The sequence below is a fragment of the Bradyrhizobium sp. Arg237L genome, from assembly GCF_029990105.1.
Lineage (GTDB): Bacteria > Pseudomonadota > Alphaproteobacteria > Rhizobiales > Xanthobacteraceae > Bradyrhizobium.
This window is the reverse complement of sequence record NZ_JAQMIL010000041.1, coordinates 26,947-44,627: the sequence shown is the minus strand read 5'-3', so window position 1 is coordinate 44,627 and position 17,681 is coordinate 26,947. Positions and strand designations below refer to the sequence as shown.

The window sequence follows — 17,681 nt, the reverse complement described above, 5'->3', positions numbered from 1 at the left end:
ATCTTGCGACTGTGAGAGAGAGCTTTTGTTGACGCAGGCCAAGCGAACGACAATGTCGGGTTCGGGTCATTTTCGACCGTTTCAGCGAACTCGCGGATTATGGCTGGGCCGCGATCGGTCGGGATTCACAAATCGACAACGACATCACCAAGCGGCCGTGAGCAGCAAACCAGAACGTTGCCGTCGGCAGGCTGATCGAGTGGCTCCGGTCCATAGGCGACCGCGCCCGAAACCAAACCGCTTTCACAGTTATGACAAACACCGGTCCGACACGACCAACGAACCGGCACATCGCACGCCTCGGCCAGCTCCAAAATGCTCTGATAGGCTGACGCTTTCCAGTGTGCGGCGACGCCGCTTCGCGCGAACGATACCAGCGGACCGGTGTTGGCATCGTCTCCCGGCGGATGAGGCGCTCGCGTTGCTGCGCCGACGATACCGGGAGTCATCGACTCGCTGCCGTTGAAAATTTCGACATGAACCCGCTCCCGCGGCACGCCAAATGCCGCGAGCGCGGCTTTCATGTCCGCCATGAAGCGGGTCGGCCCACAGAGATAGACATCCGCCTCTCGCGGGATGCCGACCTCGTCGAAGACCGATTGCGACAGATGACCGGTCGCGTCGAAGTCCTCGCCGATCTTATCGCCCGAGCCCGGCCTGCTATAGCAAACATAGCTGCGGCCGCGGGTGAGCCCGAGCATGAGGCGGCGTACCTCGGCGGCAAATGGATGATGCTGCCGGTCGCGAGCCGTATGCAGCCACAAGACCTGCCGTGTCGAGCAGGCCTCGGCCAGCGCCTGCAGCATCGCCAGGACAGGCGTCGCTCCGATTCCCGCGCTGAGCAGCACCACCGGCCGCTCCCCGAACTGCAGAATGAAGCTTCCACGCGGCGAGCTGACGTCGAGAACATCGCCCACCTGGAGATGCTCCCGCAGGTAGGTTCCGGCCGTCCCATTTGGCTCGATCTTCACGCTGATCCGATAGCGCTCCGTCGAGGGGGGACCCGAGAGGGAGTAGCTGCGAAACAGCGGCGGGCCGCCGCCGGTCGGTCGAAGACGCAAGACTATGTACTGACCTGGCAAAGACGGCCGCAACGGCTGACCATCCGGATCCTGCATCGACAGGGAGAGGACGTCCGCGGACTCCTGATCAATCGCCGCGACCACGAGCGGCTGAAATCCCGGTGCAACCGGGTGCGCGGCTGCTGTCGGCGCGAGCCCCGCGTTGCCACTCCCCGCGGCAGTCATTTGGCTCTGCAGCAACGCCTCAAACGACGAGCGCCATCCAGGCGAAAGCGCCTCGATCCGCAAGGCGCGCTCCAATCGGTCACGCGGATGATTGGGCGAATAGAGAAGCGCGTTGATCTCTGCGACGGTCATTCGCTCATTCGCCTCTCCGACCTTTACGATTTCATCGCCGGCGCCCACCTCGCCTTCCCTTAGGACGCGGAAGTAGAACCCCGGCCGTCCGCTGGATGTCAGCAATGCCGGCATCCGTGGCTCGTTCATCCGAATGCCAACGCGATAACAGGTCACGCGAGGCTGAGTGACCTCGAACAGCGCAGTGCCGATTTGATAATGGTCGCCGATGCACACGGCATCATCGGACAATCCTTCGATCGTGAAATTTTCGCCGAACTGTCCGTGGACGAAGTCGGTCCTGTTTAGCTGATCCTGCCAATGACGATACGATTCGATCTGGTAGACGAAGACGGCTCGCTGCTCACCTCCGTGGCCGCCCAGGTCCCCTTGACCGTCTCCGTCGAGATTCAGCCGCCCTGCCCGACAGCGGCCACGCACCGGACTTTTCCAGATCCCGGTGTGTACAGTGCGCCCCTTCCACTCGATATCGCGCGGAAGCCCGACGTTGACCGACAGTAATCGCGCCATGTCCCGCTCCGCTTTGATGGAGACCGGAAGTTTTCTTAGCCACTCGCAGCCGCTGGGGGACCGCCATCGGATGACCGCTCATGCCCGTTTGCAGGGCGGTCCACCTCGGCGACGTCGAGGTTGCGATCGGGACCATGCGGGACCACCGTCTGACCAGGCTCAAGATGGAGCTGAGTGCCGTCGAGAAGGACCATGACGATATCAGGTTCGAACGACACCAGGTTGGAGATGCGGCGCACCTCGGGATAGGCATCAGGATAGGACCAGGCCGCCTGGCGTGCGTCACCGATACTGTAGTAGCTGCACAGTCCTTTGTACGGGCAGAAGGTCTGGAGTTTCACGGGAGTGAGGGCCGACTCATCGATATCAGCGCGCGGAACGTACCAGCGCGGCGCGAAGCCGGACTCGTAGAGGACCAACGGCCGCTTGGTGTCGGCGATGATCCGATCACCATGGCGGACCACGAGGTTACGAGACGCCTGGCGAATGTCGATGCGGTGGTAGGGGTCAGCGGCATGGCCCAGGATTCGCTCGTCTTCTTCGTAGAAAGCATCCATGGCACGCCAGGCGAACGCGACGCGTGCCTGCAATTCGCTGGCATGGGCGGGCAGACCGGTGTGCTGCCACGCCCCGCGCGGCGCGATGTGTTGCTCGTCCGCCCGGACGCTGTACCAGGACGTGAGTCCGAGATCGGGGTGCTGCGTAGTATGCTCGGTGCGTTCCAGGACGTGTGGAGAAACATCGGTCTCCGGGAAGTAGGCTACCGGATAACGCCCTGGTTCGAAGAGCAGGAGGACATGCTCGCTATCGGCGATCCAGATTTCCCCGAAACGCACGCGCATGCGCCGGCGCAAACGCTCTACGTATAACAATCGCTTGGGCAGCGGTTCGGGCACGAGGAACCGGCCAAATGCTCCCGTTGAGAGCGGGCCTTGTTGCCAGGACAGTCCCACTGCTCTCTCCCTCTAGGTTGATGATCGAGGCCGGCAGACGTCCGGAAGTATATCTACCCTGGAACGGAGACCAGCAGCAAGGTTCCATGAGCCTCCTGCCGATCAAGGCGACGCCTCGCTGTCGATCTTGAGCATCGCCTTCATGTTGGGATGGAAGCGGCAGTAGTAGTCGACGGTGCCCGCTTTCTTCAGGACGTAAGTCACGGTCTTCTTCGGCGGTATCATCACGTCGAAATCGCCGTTCTTGGCGGTCGCGGTGTGCGCGACCACGTCCTTATTCACCCATTCGATGGTATCGCCGGCCTTGGCCGTAGCCTCGGCCGGCGAGACCACCAGATTTTCCATCACGATCGTGATCGTCGCCGCATGTGCCGGGACCGCCATCGCCGCAAGGGAAAGCACGCCGGCAATCAGACGAAGGCGTCCGGGCTGCATGGGGAGCCCCTCTGCTTCAAGGTTACTTCAGCTCTGCGGCGACATGCTCGGCATGCTGCTCGTGGCCTTGAAAGATCTTCAGGCCGGTCTGCAGCAAGCCCTTCAGTTCGGCGTTGCTGGCCGACGGGATCAACTTCGTTTCCAGCGCGCTGTCGACGGTCTTATGATAGGCGACCTCGTTGGCGATGTAGGCCTTGTCGAAGGCGGCGCCCTTGAGCTTGCCGAGCTCGGCGAGCTTGTCGGCCGCCTGCTTCGACAGCGCCTTGCTGGTGTCGTTATCCTCGGGCGTGACATTGAGTTTCTTGACGAGGTCAAGCGCCTGCTTGTTCACGGCCTCATGGTCGCGCACCATGTCTTCCGCGAACGCCTTGACGTCCTTGTTGCTGGCCTTCGTCAGCGCCTGCTTGGCCGCCGCGATATCGATATTGCCGGCGGTGTATGCGATGTGGGCGATCTGTGGATCGGTGAGCTTGCTTTCGGCAAGCGCTGGGCTGCTCAACAACACCACCGCGGCGATCGCCGCTCCCAATTGAGCGAACATGTCTGACCCTCCTGTGGCGCCGCGAGTTCCCGGCGGCGCATTTCGTTTGACAGGAGTTGGATGGCGATCGGCGCCCGAGGTTCCCGGAATTCTTCAGATATAGCCGAGCCGTTGCAGCACGGATTCGGTCAGGCGGTCGCAGCGGCGGCCGGCAAACGGGAACACCTCCATGATGACAGGCCCAATCTTCTTCTCGACATTGTCGCGCAGCATGGCGCGGGCGCGGTGCAGCCGCGTCTTCACCGTCTCGGGCCTCAGGTCAAGAAGTTCGGCGGTCTCCTCGACATTCATGCCCTCGACCACACGCGTGATGAAGACGAGGCGAAACGCCTCCGGCAGTTCGTCGATCGCGGCCTCGACGACTTTGTGAATTTCGCGCTGAGCCATGGATTTTTCGGGATCGTCTGCAGTGGACATCAGGGGGAACTGGATGATCTGGGCTTCCAGCGCGCCTTGCGGCAGTGACGAAATCTCGACGCCGGGCCGCTCGCGGCGCAGCCGTCCCAGCGCCTCATTCATCGTGATCCGCGACAACCATGTTGACAGACTGGACGCGCCGCGGAAATCGGCAAGATGCGTGAAGGCCCGGACATAGGTTTCCTGGACGACGTCCTCAGCCTCGCTGTCGTTGCGCAGGATGCCGCGCGCCAGCCGAAAAAGCCTGCGGTTGTTGGCTTTAATGATGGCGCGAACGGCGGCCTCGTCGCGGGTCAATGCACGCTTGACGAGTTCGACGTCGCCGGCCGCAGCCGGCCCAGACTTGGGTGTGGTGGCCGATTGCATGGCGTTCTCGCCCTTATTTCTAACGGATACGAGAGTAGATGCGGCCGAGGCGCGGAGGTTCCCGGAAATCGTCCACGCCCTACCCCTTGCGGCCGCGCGATTTCACTTCCTTGGCGTAAACGTCTTCCTTGAAACCGACCAGGAGTTTGCCGCCGAGGTCGAGCACCGGCCGCTTGATCATCGACGGCTGCGCCGTCATCAGCGCCAGGGCCTTGCGCTCGTTCAGGCCTTCCTTGTCGGCATCAGGCAATTTCTTGAACGTGGTGCCGGCCCGGTTAAGCAGCGTTTCCCAGCCGACCTCGTCGCTCCATTGCTTCAGCTGGTCCTTGGCGATGCCGGCTGTCTTGTAGTCGTGGAAATCATAGGCGACGCCATGGCCGTCGAGCCAGGCGCGCGCCTTCTTCATGGTGTCACAGTTCTTGATGCCGTAGATGGTGATGCTCAAAGCCATTCCTCGCAAGCGTTGCCGCGAGAAAGTAGCTTCGCAACGGCCATTGCGCCAGATCGGGCGCCACGCCTCCTGTGAATTCCCGCGGAGTTCTCAACGTCCGTAGCGCGTGAAGACGAAATCGTGATCTTTCGCGTGGGCTTCATGGCAGGCGAAGCAGGTCCGGTGCTGAGCCTCGTCCACGGGCTTGCCATCGACGAACCGGCCAAAACCCCAGCCGCCGGTGGAGGCGTATCTGGCGGAATCCTTGACCATGACCTGGACGGTGGTGGGCGAGCCCGTGATGAAGGCGCCGTCGAGGCCTTCGACCGGGACATGCTTCCAGGCGAGCTTGACGAAGACGGTTCCGTCCGGAAACGGCAGCGCGCCGCCCTGACTGGCCTTGACCGCGGTGCCATTGCCGAGGACGCCCCGGAGTTCATCGAGGCCGACCTCCTGCCCGACGGCGATCAGTTTCCAGTCGCGATAGCCGTCGGGAATCCTGACGCCGAAGATCGGCGACGCCCCATCATCGGCAAGGCTCGCGGCGAAGGGCGCCGCCGTCGCAGCGCACGTCACCATCAGGGCCGCCAGGGCCCATTTCAGATTCTGTCGCATATCTCGAGACCCGTGCTGCTTTTCGATCAGGCGTTATCGACATCGATGACGGCCTGCGCAAAGGCCTGCGGGGCCTCCTGCGGTAGATTGTGGCCGATGCCGCCGGTGATGAGGCGGTGCTCGTACTTGCCGGAGAATTTCTTGGCGTAGGCGCTCGGTTCCGGATGCGGCGCGCCGTTGGCGTCGCCTTCCATGGTGATGGTCGGCACCGTGATGACAGGGAATGTCGCGAGCTTCTTCTCCAGATCATCGTATTTCGCTTCGCCCTTGGCGAGGTCGAGCCGCCAGCGGTAGTTATGAATGACGATGCGGACGTGATCGGAGTTGTCGAAGGCGCTCGCGCTGCGCTCGAAGGTGGCGTCGTCGAAATGCCACTTCGGCGACGCGAGCTGCCAGATCAGCCTGGCGAAGTCGTGCCGGTACTTGTCATAGCCCTGCTGCCCGCGCTCGGTGGCGAAATAGAACTGGTACCACCATTGCAGTTCGGCCTTCGGCGGCAGCGGCATCTTGCCGGCCTCCTGGCTGCCGATCAGGTAACCGCTGACGGAGACCATCGCCTTGCATCGCTCCGGCCAGAGCGCGGCGATGATGTTGGCCGTGCGCGCGCCCCAGTCGTAGCCGGCAAGCGTCGCCTTCTCGATCTTGAGCGCATCCATCAGCGCGACGATGTCGACCGCGAGCGCGGCCGGCTGGCCGTTCCGGAACGTCGCATCGGAAAGGAAACGCGTGGGGCCATAGCCGCGCAGGTAAGGGATGATCACGCGATAGCCGGCGGACGCGAGGTGCGGCGCGACGTCGACATAGCTGTAGATGTCGTAGGGCCAGCCGTGCAGCAGGATCACCACCGGACCATCAGCGGGTCCCGCCTCGGCATAGCTGACATTGAGAAGGCCAGCGTCAATCTGCTTCAACGGTCCGAACGAGGTATTCGCCCCCGGCCGCGCCGCGGGCAGCGTGGCCTTCTTGGCGCCCTGCGCATGGCTGGGCCCGATCAGGCCGAACTGGGCGGCGGCGAAGGTTCCGGCGGCTACGCCGAAGAAGCGGCGACGGCTCTGGTTGATATTCTGGGACATGGCGATCTCCATTTCGAACTGGCGACCTTTTGCCCCCTCCCGCCTATCAGCGCTTAGAGACTATCTGGATTTATCCTTCAGATGGCTTTGATTTTTGCGACAGGCGCCTTGTGCTAGGTTCGCTGCGACTCCCGTCACAGCCGGCAGGCCATAGAAATTTGCTCTATCATTTCAATAACTTCGTTCTGGATCCCGACCGCCGCGAGCTACGCCGCGGCGACAGCCTCGTTGCCGTCGAGCCGCAGGTGTTCGATCTCCTGGAATTCCTGATCCGCTCGCGCGACCATGTTGTCAGCCGCGACGACCTGTTGGCCGCCGTCTGGCGCGGGCGCATCGTGTCGGAAGCGACGCTGAGCAGTCGGCTGAATGCCGCACGCGCGGCCATCGGCGACAATGGCGACGAGCAGCGGCTGATCCGCACGCTCCCGCGCAAGGGCATTCGTTTCGTCGGCGAGGTCCGCGAGCAAGCGGCCGATGAGAGCGCAGGGCCGCCCGTTGCCGCCTTCGAAGGCCCATCAATCGCGGTGCTGCCGTTCACCAATATGAGCGGCGATCCCGAGCAGGAGTATTTTGCCGACGGGGTTGCCGAGGACATCATCACGGCGCTGTCGCGCTGCAGCGGACTGTCCGTGATCGCGCGAAACTCCTCCTTCACCTACAAGGGCAAGGCGGTCGATATCCGCCAGGTCGGCCGCGAGCTCGGCGTCAGCTATGTGCTGGAAGGCAGCGTTCGCCGCGGCGGCGATCGGTTGCGGATCACTGGCCAGCTCATCGACGCAAGCTCGGCCGTCCATCTCTGGGCCGACCGCTTCGACGGCGATGCGAGCGAGGTGTTCGACCTGCAGGACAGCATCACCGAAAGCGTGGTGGCCGCGATCGAGCCGACGCTGCACCTTGCCGAAGCCGAGCGCCGCCGGTCCTCTCCGCCGAGCCGGCTCGACGCCTACGACCTGCTGCTGCGCGCCTACAGCCTGCGTTATGAGTTCACCACTGAGAGCATTGCGGGGGCGATCGACTGCCTCGACCAGGCGCTGGTGATCGATCCCGCCTATGCGCCGGCAATGGCGGCTTCCGCCTATTGCCACGCCCTGCGCCATTTCCAAGGCTGGAGCGGGCCGGACGAGGAGTATCGCGGCAAGGCCGTCGCGCAGGCCTGGCGCGCGGTCGAGCTCGCGCCGAACGATGCGCAGGTGTTGTGGATGGCGGCATTCGCGATCTGGAACATGGCCGACGAAATCGAGCCGGCGCGCGAATTGTTCAGCCGCTCGCTCGCGATCAATCCGAATTCCGCGATGGCGTTGACGCTTGGCGGCTGGATCGAGGCGATGCGCGGCAATCAGGGCGCCGGCCGCGCCATGATCGAGCGGGCGCAGCGGCTCAATCCGCGCGACCCGCGCGGCTGGTTCGCCTCCGGCGCGCTCGCGATCTGCGCCGTGCTGGACGAGAATTTCCCGGAAGCGATCGTCTGGGCGGAGAAGGCGCTGGCGCAGAACCGCCGCTTCGCGGTGGCGCTGCGCGTCCTCACCGTGGCGCTGGTGAAAACCGGCGAGCGCGACCGCGCAGTACAGGTTGCGCGAGAATTGCTGAAGGTCGAGCCGGAATTTTCGATCGCAGGCTTCCTGTCGCGAATCCCCTTCCCGGTCGAGCCCATGGCGCGGACCTATGCCGAAGCGCTGCGGGCCGCCGGCGTGCCGGAATGAGTCGTCTTCGCTGACTCCTCAAGCGCTCTTTGGTTTCTTAGAGAGGTTCAGTGCCACGGCCTCGCGAATGAGCGCCTTCAACGCCGCTTCATCGATCTTGCCGCCCTCATGGAAATCGATCGCACGCCTGGTGTTGCCTTCGAGGCTGGAGTTGAAGAGGCCTGAAGGGTCCTCCAAGGAGGCGCCCTTAGCGAAAGTCATCTTCACGACGTTCTTGTACGTCTCACCGGTGCAGATAATTCCGGCGTGCTCCCACACCGGAACGCCCCTCCACTTCCACTCCTCGACCACTTCGGGGTCGGCCTGCTTGATGAGATCGCGGACTCGAGCGAGCGTCTCGCCCCGCCAATCACCGAGTTCCTCGATTCTCGCATCGATCAGTTGAGAGGGCGCGCCTACTTCCTTCGAGCCACTCTTGCTCTTGACCATGATGGTTGTCGCTTTCTTTACGGAAGTTTTGCTCGCCATTGCATTCACCCGCAGATGCTCAATCTGTCCGCCCCAGCACCTGTTCGAGATTCGCAAAGAACTGCTGCCACCCGGCGTGGGCGCCGCCGTAGGCCTGCTTCTGATCCGGCCGGAAGCCCGACTGCTCCATGCGCAAATGGGTTCCCGTGCTCGTTGGCGTGAGCGTAAAGGTCACTACGCTCTTCAGGTTGAAGGCGGCATCGTCGTGCGCAAAATTCCAGGTGTAGGACAGCGCCTTGTTCGGCTCGATCGCGAGGACCTCGCAGTCCAGCACGCCGCCCCATTCGCCGCGAAGGTTGAAACGGTGACCTACGACGGGCTTGAAGTCGCTCTTCATGAGCCATTCCTCGATCAGGTGTGGTTGCGTGAGCGCACGCCAGATCTTTTCCGGCGGATAGGGTATCTCACGTTCGACAATGACGGAGCGCGTTTCGGTCGCAATGGTGGTCATTGGTCCATCCTTTTGAGCAGATCTTCGAGGTGGTCGAACCGGCTTTGCCAGAAGCCGGCCATTTGGCTGGTCCAGTCGATCAGCGGGGCCAAGGCGCCGAGCTGCGCGCTGTAGTGCGTCTGGCGACCTTCGTGGCGGTCGCGCACGAGTCCCGCCTGTTTCAGAACACCAAGGTGCTTCGAGACGGCCGGCTGCGAGACCCCGGCCAGAGCCGTCAGAGCCCCGACCGTCTGCTCTCCTTCGCGACACAATCGCTCGAAGATGGCCCGCCGGGTCGGATCGGCGAGCGCCCTGAAGAGGTCATCGTGTGCGTTCGGCATTTGAGATCGATAACCCGCTGGCTATTGATTGACGTATAACCGGACAGATATATGTCAGTCAAGGGGCACGTGGAGCGGCATAATTGCTGTCAGCTTAGCCGCAAGCCATATGGAGGGCGCCTCGCACCGCTGCCTGAAATATCCCGTTGGTTATGCATCATGAATTGTCGTTATCGACCAGACGTGGCCGCGGCGTCGCCTAGGAGCCCCCGCCCGGCTCGAGCGCCTCGCCGAGTTCGAGCGGGTTTGCCATGGTCTCGTGCAGCTTTGCCTTGTCGAGCTCGCCCTCTGAAAGACTGATGACGACGCAGGCGACGCCGTTGCCGATCAGGTTGGTCAGCGCGCGGCATTCGCTCATGAACTTGTCGATGCCGACGAGGATGGCGAGCGACTGGATCGGGATGTCAGGCACGATGGACAACGTTGCGGCCAGCGTGATGAAGCCGGCCCCAGTAACGCCGGACGCCCCCTTCGAGGTGATCATGGCGATGCCCAGAATGCCAAGCTCCTGCCAGATCGTCAGAGGCGTGTTGGTCGCCTGTGCCAGGAACAGCGTGGCCAGCGTCATGTAGATGTTGGTGCCGTCGAGATTGAAGCTGTAGCCGGTCGGGATGACGAGGCCGACCACCGAGCGCGAGGCGCCGAGATGCTCCATCTTCTGGATCATCTGCGGCAGCACCGTCTCCGACGACGAGGTGCCGAGCACGATCAACAATTCGTCCTTGATGTAGCCGATGAAGCGGATGATCGAGAATCCCGAGAGCCGCGCGATAGAGCCAAGCACGATCAGGACGAACGGCGCGCTGGTCAAATAGAAGGTGCCGATCAGCGCCACGAGATTCCACAGCGAACCCAGCCCGTAAGCGCCGACGGTGAACGCCATCGCACCGAAGGCGCCGAGCGGCGCGACACGCACGATGATGCGGATCACGCCAAAGAACACTTTGGCCGCCTGGTCGATCGCATATGCAATCGGCTCGCCCGCCTTGCCCATGAAGGCGATGGCAAAGCCTGATAGAATCGAGATCAAGAGCACCTGCAGAAGGTCGCCGCGCGCCAGTGCGCCGAAGAAGCTGTCGGGGATGATCGCCATCAAATGGGCGATGATCCCCTCCTCTTTCGCCTTGGTCACGTAGGTCGCGACCGAACTGGGATCGATTGACGTCGGATCGATGTTGAAGCCCCGCCCCGGCTGCAGCGTCCTGCCGACGATCAGGCCGACCGCCAGCGCCACCGTCGACACGACCTCGAAATAGATCAACGCCTTCAGGCCGACGCGGCCGACGCGCTTGAGGTCGCCCATCGAGGAGATGCCATGTACGACAGTGCAGAAGATCACCGGCGCGATCATCATCTTGATCAGCGCGATGAAGCCGTCGCCGAGCGGCTTCATCTCCTTGCCGAGACCGGGATAGAAATGGCCGAGCAGGATGCCAAGCGCGATCGCGATCAGGACCTGGATGTAGAGGACCTTGTACCAGGGGTGGTGATGGGCGGCGGGGCGGATCGCTTCTGCTGTCATGGAGGCTCCGCGGATGGAGGGATCAGGATGGCGCCATCATGGAATGAGGTAGCGCCGCGAACAATGCACGTTCCCGTTCATGGTGCTTTGCGGAATAGTCGACCCTAACGCTGCAACCGTAGCACGTCGTCCGAGCATAATCTTTCGAGAAAACCCGACCCTCATCCTGAGGAGCTTGCATAGCAAGCGTCTCGAAGGAATGTGGCCCCGCCTGTGGCCCCGGCCTTCGAGACGGCCGCGGAGCGGCCTCCTCAGGCCGAGGGGAAAGATCTGAGTGCGCCGCTCCTCCCTGAGGCCGCGACATCGACCGCACAGACATCCGCGCGCCCTTGTCGTGCTCACAATGGGTGAGGAAACCAAAGGTCGAACGCTCGAAAGCATCTCGCATTGATCGAGAGCATTGCGGCTACGCAGGCCGCACCGACGCCCGATTGACCCTCCTCGTCACGCGTGAAATATCGTCGTGACGAGCAAAGGGAGAATCACGGCAGATGGCCGCGGACAGGCGAACCCCACGAGCCCGCACCAGCAAGACTGCCAGGTCCAGGAAAAGCCAGCCGGGCTCGCGCGACGTGCCACGCAGCGTCGACCTCGAACGCGACGAGCGCGATCAGGAGACGTTGACGGACCGCGCCTATCGGCAACTGGAGGAACTGATCGTCACCCTCGCCTTGCCGCCTGAAACCATCCTGTCGGAACAGTCGCTGGCGGCGAAACTGGGCATCGGCCGCACCCCGATCCGCGAGGCGCTGCAGCGTCTGGCCCGCGACGGCCTCGTCGTCATCCTGCCGCGACGGGGCATCCTGGTGTCGCAGATCAACCTCAGGACACAGATGCGCCTGCTCGAAGTGCGCCGCGAGCTCGAGCGGCTGATGGCGCGCGGCGCGGCCGAGCGCGCGACGCCGGAGGAAATCGCTCAATTTACGACCATCGCCCGGGAGATGCGCCGCGCCTCCGATGAATCCGACGACATGACCTTCATGCGGCTCGATCGCGCCTTCAACGAACTGGTCAGCCAGGCCGCGAGAAACGAGTTCGCCTCCCGCGCGATGGGCCTGATGCACGGCCTGTCCCGACGCTTCTGGTACCAGCACTACCGGGAAGTCGGCGACCTGCCGCTGTCGGCGCGCCTGCACGCCGACGTCGCCGAGCGGATCGCCGCGCGCGATCCGGAAGCCGCGGCGAAAGCGTCCGATCGCCTGCTCGACTACATCGAAAGCTTCACCCGCAAGACCATCGAGACGTGATCCAGAGCGTTTTCGAGCGAAGTGGGTACCGGTTCGCGTGAAGAAAACGCGTCAAAGAATCTAGAGCACCACGACGCTGCGGATGGCCGTACCGCGCCTCAATGCCTCGAACCCCTCGTTGACTTGTTCGAGCGAGATACGCGCGGTGATCAACTGATCCAGCTTGAGCCGGCCGTCGAGCGCGGCCCGCGCCAGCATCGGAAAGTCGCGCAGCGGCCGCGCGCCGCCATAGCTGGAGCGTCGGATGCGCTTTTCCTGCATCAGCGAACCCCATCGAAACGCGACGTCCTGCGCGACATCGACCTTGCCGAGCCAGATGACCTCGCCGCCCGGCCGCACCACCTCGCTCGTCATCCGAAACGCACGCGCGCTGCCCGCCGACTCCAGAACGACGTCGACGCCGCGGCCATCGGTCAATTGACGCGAAAGATCGATCACATCCTCCTTGGCGGCGTTGATCGCGTGCGTCGCCCCAAGCTGCTTGGCCAGATCGAGCTTGTTGTCATCGAGATCGACGGCGATGACAACGCCAGCGCCGGCCATGCGCGCGCCCTGCATCGCCGCAAGACCCACCGCGCCGCATCCGATCACCATCACGCTGTCGCCGTAGTGGATGGACGCGACGTTGAGCGCGGCACCCACGCCGGTCATGACGCCGCAACCGATCAGGCAGGCTTGATCGAAGGCAAGCTCCTTCGGCACCACGATCGCCTGCTGCGCCGGCACGATGCAGTATTCGGCGAGCGTGCCGAGATACATCAGATGCTTGAGCTCGCGCCCGTCGCTCAATCGGGCGCGGCTGCGACCGTCGAATTGCACCGCGAGCGGCGCCTGTCCCAGATAGGATTCGCAGAGGATCGGCAGGTCGCGATCGCAATAGAAGCAATGCCCGCAATGCGGATTCCAGGAGAGGACGACGTGGTCGCCGACCGCGATGCCACGGGCGTTCGGCCCGACCTGTTCGACGATGCCGGACGCTTCATGACCGAGCAGGATCGGCATCGGATTGCGCAGGCTGCCTTCGATCACCTCGAGATCGGTATGGCAAAGCCCCACCGCCTTGACGCGGACGAGCACGTCTTCGGCCGCGAGTTCGCCCGCCTCGACCGTCTCGATGATGAGCGGCGATTTCGGCGCGTGCAGCACCGCCGCCTTGTATTTGAGCCCCACTTCCAGATCTCCCGCCCGCCCTGTTTCAGGATGCCGCCCGAACAGCATCCCCATCTTTCCGCAGCGCCGCGAGCGCCGCGTCGATATCGGCAGAGCTCATTTCCCACTCATTGCCGAAATTGGCAACCACCGCCTTCATGAACGGCTCGACCAGAGCCTTTGCCGCGGCGGTATCGCTCAGGTGCTCGGCAAGGATCGCCAGCGACAGTTGTCGCGGCTCTTCCCCCTCATAGCTCCATTCAAAACCGTTCGCGGTGTAGCGGTGCAGATCGAGCCTCTGATCGAGCGGCCGGCCATCCACCGTGACCACGACTCCGTCGATGGTGCGGTCTCCGCAAAACCTTTTCATGCGTGCCTCCTCCCGACAGCTCCAAGCGTTAGCCGCCATCTTGCCGCCTTGATAGATTAGTGATATATCACACGCGAATTCGAATGTCATCCAAGTTCGACGTCGGGAGGTCGGCCATGGAACTCACATCAACCGCCATGTCGGATCGGCAGCGCCGTTACCGCGAAACCTATCGGGAGCGGGTCGCCGGCTGGTACAATGGCTGGCTGCACGTCTTCATCATCTACGTGATCGGCTTCACCGCGCTCTACATCTATCTCGCCAATGTTCGCGACCTGCGCGCATGGGAATTGCTGATCGTCCCCGTGACTTTTCTGGGTGCGAATTTCTTCGAGTGGTGGATCCACCGCTACGTGATGCACCGCCCCTCGCAGATCAAGGCGTTCCGCGCGATCTATAACCGTCACACCTTGATGCATCACCAGTTCTTCACCGATCAGGAGATGCGCTTCGCCGATCATCACGACTGGCGCGTGACTTTCTTCCCGCCTTACGCGCTCGCCACCTTCACCCTGATGTCGATCCCGCTTGCGATCGTGGCCGGCACTATCATCTCGGCCAATGTCGGATGGCTCCTGATCGCGACGACGACGTCGATGTACCTGATCTACGAGTTCATGCATTTCTGCTGCCATGTCGAGGAGAACTGGTTCGTCCGCAACGTGCCGATGGTGAATACGATCCGCCGTCACCACACCGCCCATCACGATCAATCGATCATGATGGAGCGGAACATGAACCTCACCTTCCCAATCATGGACTGGCTGCTCGGCACGTCGGATCTCGACCGCGGCCTGCTCGGTCATCTCTTCAACGGCTACGATACACGCTTCGTCAAGCGCAACATGCGCAAGACCGCGCGCACCCCGCGGATCGATCCGGCTGTAAGCTCCGTGCCGGCGGAGTGACAGCCGTGGCCGGCATCGAGCCGAACGGCCTCGCGCTGGCGCTGTTCGCAGCAGCCTTCGCAGCCTGCTGCCTGAGCTTCTTCACGCTGGTCGGCATGTTTCCGCGAAGCGCAAGGCCGCAATCGATCGCGGGCGCGTCCGGCGGGGTGCTCGTGCTCGCCAATCTCGCGTTACTCATGATTCTGCTCGCGGGTGTGGCCTCGTTTGCGCACCAGACGCTGCGCTGGACCTCCGTCGTGGTGTTCGGCGGCCTGATCTTCCTGTTCATTCCCGCGGTGTTTCAGGTCATTCCGGGCGCGTGGCGCGACAGCCGCAGCGGGCTCGCCGTCCTTGGCCTTGTCCAGCTCGCAGCGCTCGCGCTGATGCTCTCCCCGCTACAGGGATTTACCGCCTCATAGAGGAGTGTGCCGATGCCCTTCCCGATCAAGACAGCTCTATCGATCATCGTGCTGCTCGTCGCTTGTGCGGCCTATTTCTACCAGGGCTCGATCGGGCAGCACGGTCCGAAGATCGCGATCATGGTGCTCGCTCCGTTCATGGTGATCGCGATGTGGATATTCCCGGAGGTTACGCGGAAGTGAGAGGGTGACGCCTCCCGTTGGTCTCTCAGTAGTTGATCTCCATCCGCAAGCCGCGAACGTCGACCTCCTCGCCGCCGAGACGCGCATTGCTGTCCCGCGCGGCCACCGCGCAGGCGCAGGCATCGATCAAATCGTCGCGTCCGATCCCGGTGCCGTAACGTTGCGCCAGCCAGCGTGAAAGTTTGACAAAGCCGCGCTCGGCCAACAGTCTCAAGCGCTGCTCGCGGCCTCGCTCCGACTTCTTGCCTTCCAGGCGGATCTGCTTGCCGAGATTTCGGAAGATCAGTTCCGGATGCGCCTCGCCGATGGTTGCCTGACGCTCCGGCGTGATGAAATCGTCGACCTCCCTGATCTTGTCCCTGATATTCCAGAGTTGGCAGGACACGCCCATACCCGGGCCCTCGTGATGCCAATAGTAGCGGTTCGCCGAAGTCTGGTCTGCGAACTCCCAAAGGTTGCGCCGCGCGCCGAGAAACACCGAAGCGCCGACCCATTCGCGGGCACGCAGATCGCACGTCCGGTGCCCCTTCATCGTCAGGCCGATCGGCATATCGATCATGGCGCGCTTGTGCGCAGCCGCGAGAAGCCGATCCAGGTGCGGCGAATAGTCGAAGCCGTGGTTACCCTGATCGTCGATCCAGGCCACTACCCAGCCGCCGCGAAAGCCGTCGAGACCGAGATAGCAGGACACATCCGCTCCTTGTTTGTTACGGTTACATTCTACGATGCAACTCTTGACCTTCAATACCAGCATATGCAGCTAGTGTAATTGCGAGCATCTGCAGACGATCGCCGCGGCGGGCGCGACGAAGTCGCATCGGACAACAGGAGACGGACATGCCCCTCGTTCGCATCGATCTTCGCAAGGGCAAGGACGCGGCCTTCCGGCAGGAGATTGGCCGCATCGTGTATGATGCACTCATCAGTGTGGGCGTGCCTGAGAAGGACCGGTTCCAGCTCATCAGCGAGCACGAGGCCGATGGCTTCCTGTTCGATGCCGACTATCTCGGCATCCACCGCACCAACGATCTCGTGATCATCCAGATCACCTGGAACGAGGGCCGCACCTCCGCGCAGAAGCAGGCGCTCTACAAGGCGATCGCCGACGGCCTGCGCACCGCGCTCGGGCTACGCCGCGAGGACATCTTCATCAACCTCGTCGAGGTCAAGAAGGAGAACTGGTCGTTCGGCAACGGCATCGCCCAGTACGCGAGCTAACCGGGCACGTTCTCAGGGCGCCCCGGGTGCCCTTGCCATCATCCATCGACTTCAGCACTATCCTCTCGCATTTCGAGAAAATGCGGAGGCGGGTTCGATGGAGGAAATCGAGGCCTTTCTGGCTGTTATCGAAACCGGCAGCCAGACGGCGGCGGCGCGCCGGCTCGGCCGGTCCGTGCAGGCCGTCAATCGCTCGCTGCTGGCGCTGGAGCATAGTGTCGGCGTCGAACTCATCAGGCGCACCACGCGAAAATCCTTCGCCACCGAAGCTGGCCTTGCGTTCTATCGGCGCGTCAAGCCGGCGTTCTCCGAAATCAGCGAGGCGCGTCTGGAAGCGGCGAGCCGGCGCGCCGAACCTTCGGGACTGCTCCGCGTTACCGCGCCGGTCCTGTTCGGCTCGACTTTTGTCGCGCCCGCGCTTGCGGACTTCATCGCGCGCTATCCGCGCATCAAGGCCGACTTGCAAGGGTCGGACCGCCCGATCGATGTCGTCGGCGGCGGTTTCGATCTTGCGATCAGAATTAGAGACCTACCGGACTCCTCGCTGAAGGCACGCCGTCTCGGCGAGCTTCGCACCGTCGTCTACGCCGCGCCCGGCTATCTCGATCGCCATGGCCATCCACGCCATCCCGACGACCTCGTCCGCCACCAATGCATCCTGCACGGCACAGCCGAAGCCGAGACGCAAGCGTGGCGGTTCCAGGTGCGCGGCCGTCTCAGGAATGTGCGTGCGAGCGGTTGCTTCCGCACCGACAATGTCGCTGCGGCGCACGCCGCCGCCTGCCATGGCCTTGGCATCGGATACGGTCCGTTCTGGCAGATCGCCGAACTGTTCGATCGCGGTGCGCTGGAGATATTGCTCGAAGAGTTCGAGGCTCCGCGGATTCCGATCCACGCGGTGTTCCCACCGAGCGGCATGCCACCAGCGAAGACGCGCCTGTTCGCCGACCTGCTCGTGGAACGCCTGAAGCGCGAACGCCTCTAACCTGATTTTCTCGATTTTCGGGAAGGTCAATTCTGCGCAGCGC

22 protein-coding genes are annotated in these 17,681 nt (G+C 63.0%); 7 read left to right on the top strand and 15 right to left on the bottom strand.

The genetic code is table 11. The annotated features are described in order from the left end of the window. Positions 1 to 125: 125 nt before the first annotated feature. The 8 genes from OZ411_RS23910 to OZ411_RS23875 form a co-directional block, all read right to left on the bottom strand. On the bottom strand, positions 126 to 1,889 hold the full coding sequence (locus tag OZ411_RS23910; protein ID WP_282529916.1) for an MOSC and FAD-binding oxidoreductase domain-containing protein: 1,764 nt from the start codon (positions 1,887 to 1,889) through the stop codon (positions 126 to 128). Between the two features lie 35 nt (positions 1,890 to 1,924). Further along, the gene (locus tag OZ411_RS23905) at positions 1,925 to 2,842 is read right to left on the bottom strand and encodes a DUF427 domain-containing protein (protein WP_282529915.1); all 918 of its coding nucleotides are present in this window, start codon (positions 2,840 to 2,842) and stop codon (positions 1,925 to 1,927) included. 102 nt (positions 2,843 to 2,944) lie between these two features. Further along, a complete protein-coding gene (locus tag OZ411_RS23900) occupies positions 2,945 to 3,277 on the bottom strand; it encodes a cupredoxin family copper-binding protein (RefSeq protein ID WP_165421324.1) in 333 nt (110 codons plus the stop codon). A 22-nt stretch (positions 3,278 to 3,299) separates the two neighbouring features. Continuing rightward, entirely contained in the window at positions 3,300 to 3,818 is a 519-nt protein-coding gene (locus OZ411_RS23895; protein ID WP_130581323.1) for a DUF4142 domain-containing protein, read from the bottom strand. Positions 3,819 to 3,911: 93 nt separating this feature from the next. Then, positions 3,912 to 4,601, bottom strand: a complete 690-nt coding sequence (locus OZ411_RS23890) for an RNA polymerase sigma factor (protein WP_282529914.1) — start codon at positions 4,599 to 4,601, stop codon at positions 3,912 to 3,914. A gap of 79 nt (positions 4,602 to 4,680) precedes the next feature. Beyond that, on the bottom strand, positions 4,681 to 5,046 hold the full coding sequence (locus tag OZ411_RS23885) for an ArsC family reductase (RefSeq protein WP_282529913.1): 366 nt from the start codon (positions 5,044 to 5,046) through the stop codon (positions 4,681 to 4,683). A gap of 96 nt (positions 5,047 to 5,142) precedes the next feature. Next, a complete protein-coding gene (locus tag OZ411_RS23880) occupies positions 5,143 to 5,610 on the bottom strand; it encodes a cytochrome P460 family protein (protein WP_282529941.1) in 468 nt (155 codons plus the stop codon). A 62-nt stretch (positions 5,611 to 5,672) separates the two neighbouring features. Further along, positions 5,673 to 6,719: an alpha/beta hydrolase gene (locus OZ411_RS23875; protein ID WP_282529912.1), complete on the bottom strand. Its 1,047-nt coding sequence runs from the start codon at positions 6,717 to 6,719 to the stop codon at positions 5,673 to 5,675. A 158-nt stretch (positions 6,720 to 6,877) separates the two neighbouring features. On the opposite strand from OZ411_RS23875, the gene OZ411_RS23870 reads away from it, so the two are divergent. Next, the gene (locus OZ411_RS23870) at positions 6,878 to 8,419 is read left to right on the top strand and encodes a winged helix-turn-helix domain-containing tetratricopeptide repeat protein (RefSeq protein WP_282529911.1); all 1,542 of its coding nucleotides are present in this window, start codon (positions 6,878 to 6,880) and stop codon (positions 8,417 to 8,419) included. An 18-nt stretch (positions 8,420 to 8,437) separates the two neighbouring features. Here the strand turns inward: OZ411_RS23870 and OZ411_RS23865 are convergent, their stop codons facing one another. The 4 genes from OZ411_RS23865 to OZ411_RS23850 all read right to left on the bottom strand — a co-directional run bounded on the left by OZ411_RS23865 (position 8,438) and on the right by OZ411_RS23850 (position 11,180). Next, positions 8,438 to 8,848 (bottom strand): DUF1801 domain-containing protein, encoded by a 411-nt coding sequence (locus OZ411_RS23865; protein WP_282529940.1) that lies wholly within the window; start codon positions 8,846 to 8,848, stop codon positions 8,438 to 8,440. A 58-nt stretch (positions 8,849 to 8,906) separates the two neighbouring features. Beyond that, positions 8,907 to 9,338, bottom strand: coding sequence for an SRPBCC domain-containing protein (locus OZ411_RS23860; protein ID WP_282529910.1), 432 nt, complete (start codon positions 9,336 to 9,338; stop codon positions 8,907 to 8,909). Further along, the gene (locus OZ411_RS23855) at positions 9,335 to 9,658 is read right to left on the bottom strand and encodes a metalloregulator ArsR/SmtB family transcription factor (RefSeq protein WP_282529909.1); all 324 of its coding nucleotides are present in this window, start codon (positions 9,656 to 9,658) and stop codon (positions 9,335 to 9,337) included. The genes OZ411_RS23860 and OZ411_RS23855 overlap by 4 nt, the downstream gene beginning before the upstream one ends. A 199-nt stretch (positions 9,659 to 9,857) precedes the next feature. Beyond that, positions 9,858 to 11,180 (bottom strand): dicarboxylate/amino acid:cation symporter, encoded by a 1,323-nt coding sequence (locus OZ411_RS23850; protein WP_282529908.1) that lies wholly within the window; start codon positions 11,178 to 11,180, stop codon positions 9,858 to 9,860. Positions 11,181 to 11,671: 491 nt separating this feature from the next. On the opposite strand from OZ411_RS23850, the gene OZ411_RS23845 reads away from it, so the two are divergent. Continuing rightward, complete coding sequence (locus OZ411_RS23845) at positions 11,672 to 12,427, top strand: GntR family transcriptional regulator (RefSeq protein WP_282529907.1); 756 nt, start codon at positions 11,672 to 11,674, stop codon at positions 12,425 to 12,427. A 60-nt stretch (positions 12,428 to 12,487) separates the two neighbouring features. Here OZ411_RS23845 and OZ411_RS23840 read toward each other — a convergent pair whose 3' ends face one another. Continuing rightward, a complete protein-coding gene (locus OZ411_RS23840) occupies positions 12,488 to 13,597 on the bottom strand; it encodes a Zn-dependent alcohol dehydrogenase (protein WP_282529906.1) in 1,110 nt (369 codons plus the stop codon). A 25-nt stretch (positions 13,598 to 13,622) separates the two neighbouring features. Further along, positions 13,623 to 13,946, bottom strand: coding sequence for a DUF6166 domain-containing protein (locus tag OZ411_RS23835; RefSeq protein ID WP_130581340.1), 324 nt, complete (start codon positions 13,944 to 13,946; stop codon positions 13,623 to 13,625). A 116-nt stretch (positions 13,947 to 14,062) separates the two neighbouring features. On the opposite strand from OZ411_RS23835, the gene OZ411_RS23830 reads away from it, so the two are divergent. The 3 genes from OZ411_RS23830 to OZ411_RS23820 are packed head-to-tail and all read left to right on the top strand — an operon-like array spanning position 14,063 to position 15,435. After that, positions 14,063 to 14,854 carry a sterol desaturase family protein gene (locus OZ411_RS23830; protein WP_282529905.1) on the top strand — a complete coding sequence of 264 codons (792 nt, stop codon included), beginning with the start codon at positions 14,063 to 14,065 and terminating at the stop codon, positions 14,852 to 14,854. Between the two features lie 5 nt (positions 14,855 to 14,859). Then, positions 14,860 to 15,252: a hypothetical protein gene (locus OZ411_RS23825; RefSeq protein WP_282529904.1), complete on the top strand. Its 393-nt coding sequence runs from the start codon at positions 14,860 to 14,862 to the stop codon at positions 15,250 to 15,252. Between the two features lie 12 nt (positions 15,253 to 15,264). Beyond that, entirely contained in the window at positions 15,265 to 15,435 is a 171-nt protein-coding gene (locus OZ411_RS23820) for a hypothetical protein (RefSeq protein WP_282529903.1), read from the top strand. Positions 15,436 to 15,460: 25 nt separating this feature from the next. On the opposite strand, the gene OZ411_RS23815 is transcribed toward OZ411_RS23820, so the two are convergent. Then, positions 15,461 to 16,126 carry a DUF429 domain-containing protein gene (locus tag OZ411_RS23815; protein ID WP_282529902.1) on the bottom strand — a complete coding sequence of 222 codons (666 nt, stop codon included), beginning with the start codon at positions 16,124 to 16,126 and terminating at the stop codon, positions 15,461 to 15,463. 146 nt (positions 16,127 to 16,272) lie between these two features. On the opposite strand from OZ411_RS23815, the gene OZ411_RS23810 reads away from it, so the two are divergent. Together OZ411_RS23810 and OZ411_RS23805 are read left to right on the top strand one after the other, a co-directional pair. Continuing rightward, the gene (locus tag OZ411_RS23810) at positions 16,273 to 16,653 is read left to right on the top strand and encodes a tautomerase family protein (protein WP_282529901.1); all 381 of its coding nucleotides are present in this window, start codon (positions 16,273 to 16,275) and stop codon (positions 16,651 to 16,653) included. Between the two features lie 97 nt (positions 16,654 to 16,750). Then, entirely contained in the window at positions 16,751 to 17,638 is an 888-nt protein-coding gene (locus OZ411_RS23805) for a LysR family transcriptional regulator (RefSeq protein ID WP_282529900.1), read from the top strand. The last annotated feature ends 43 nt before the right edge of the window (positions 17,639 to 17,681 follow it).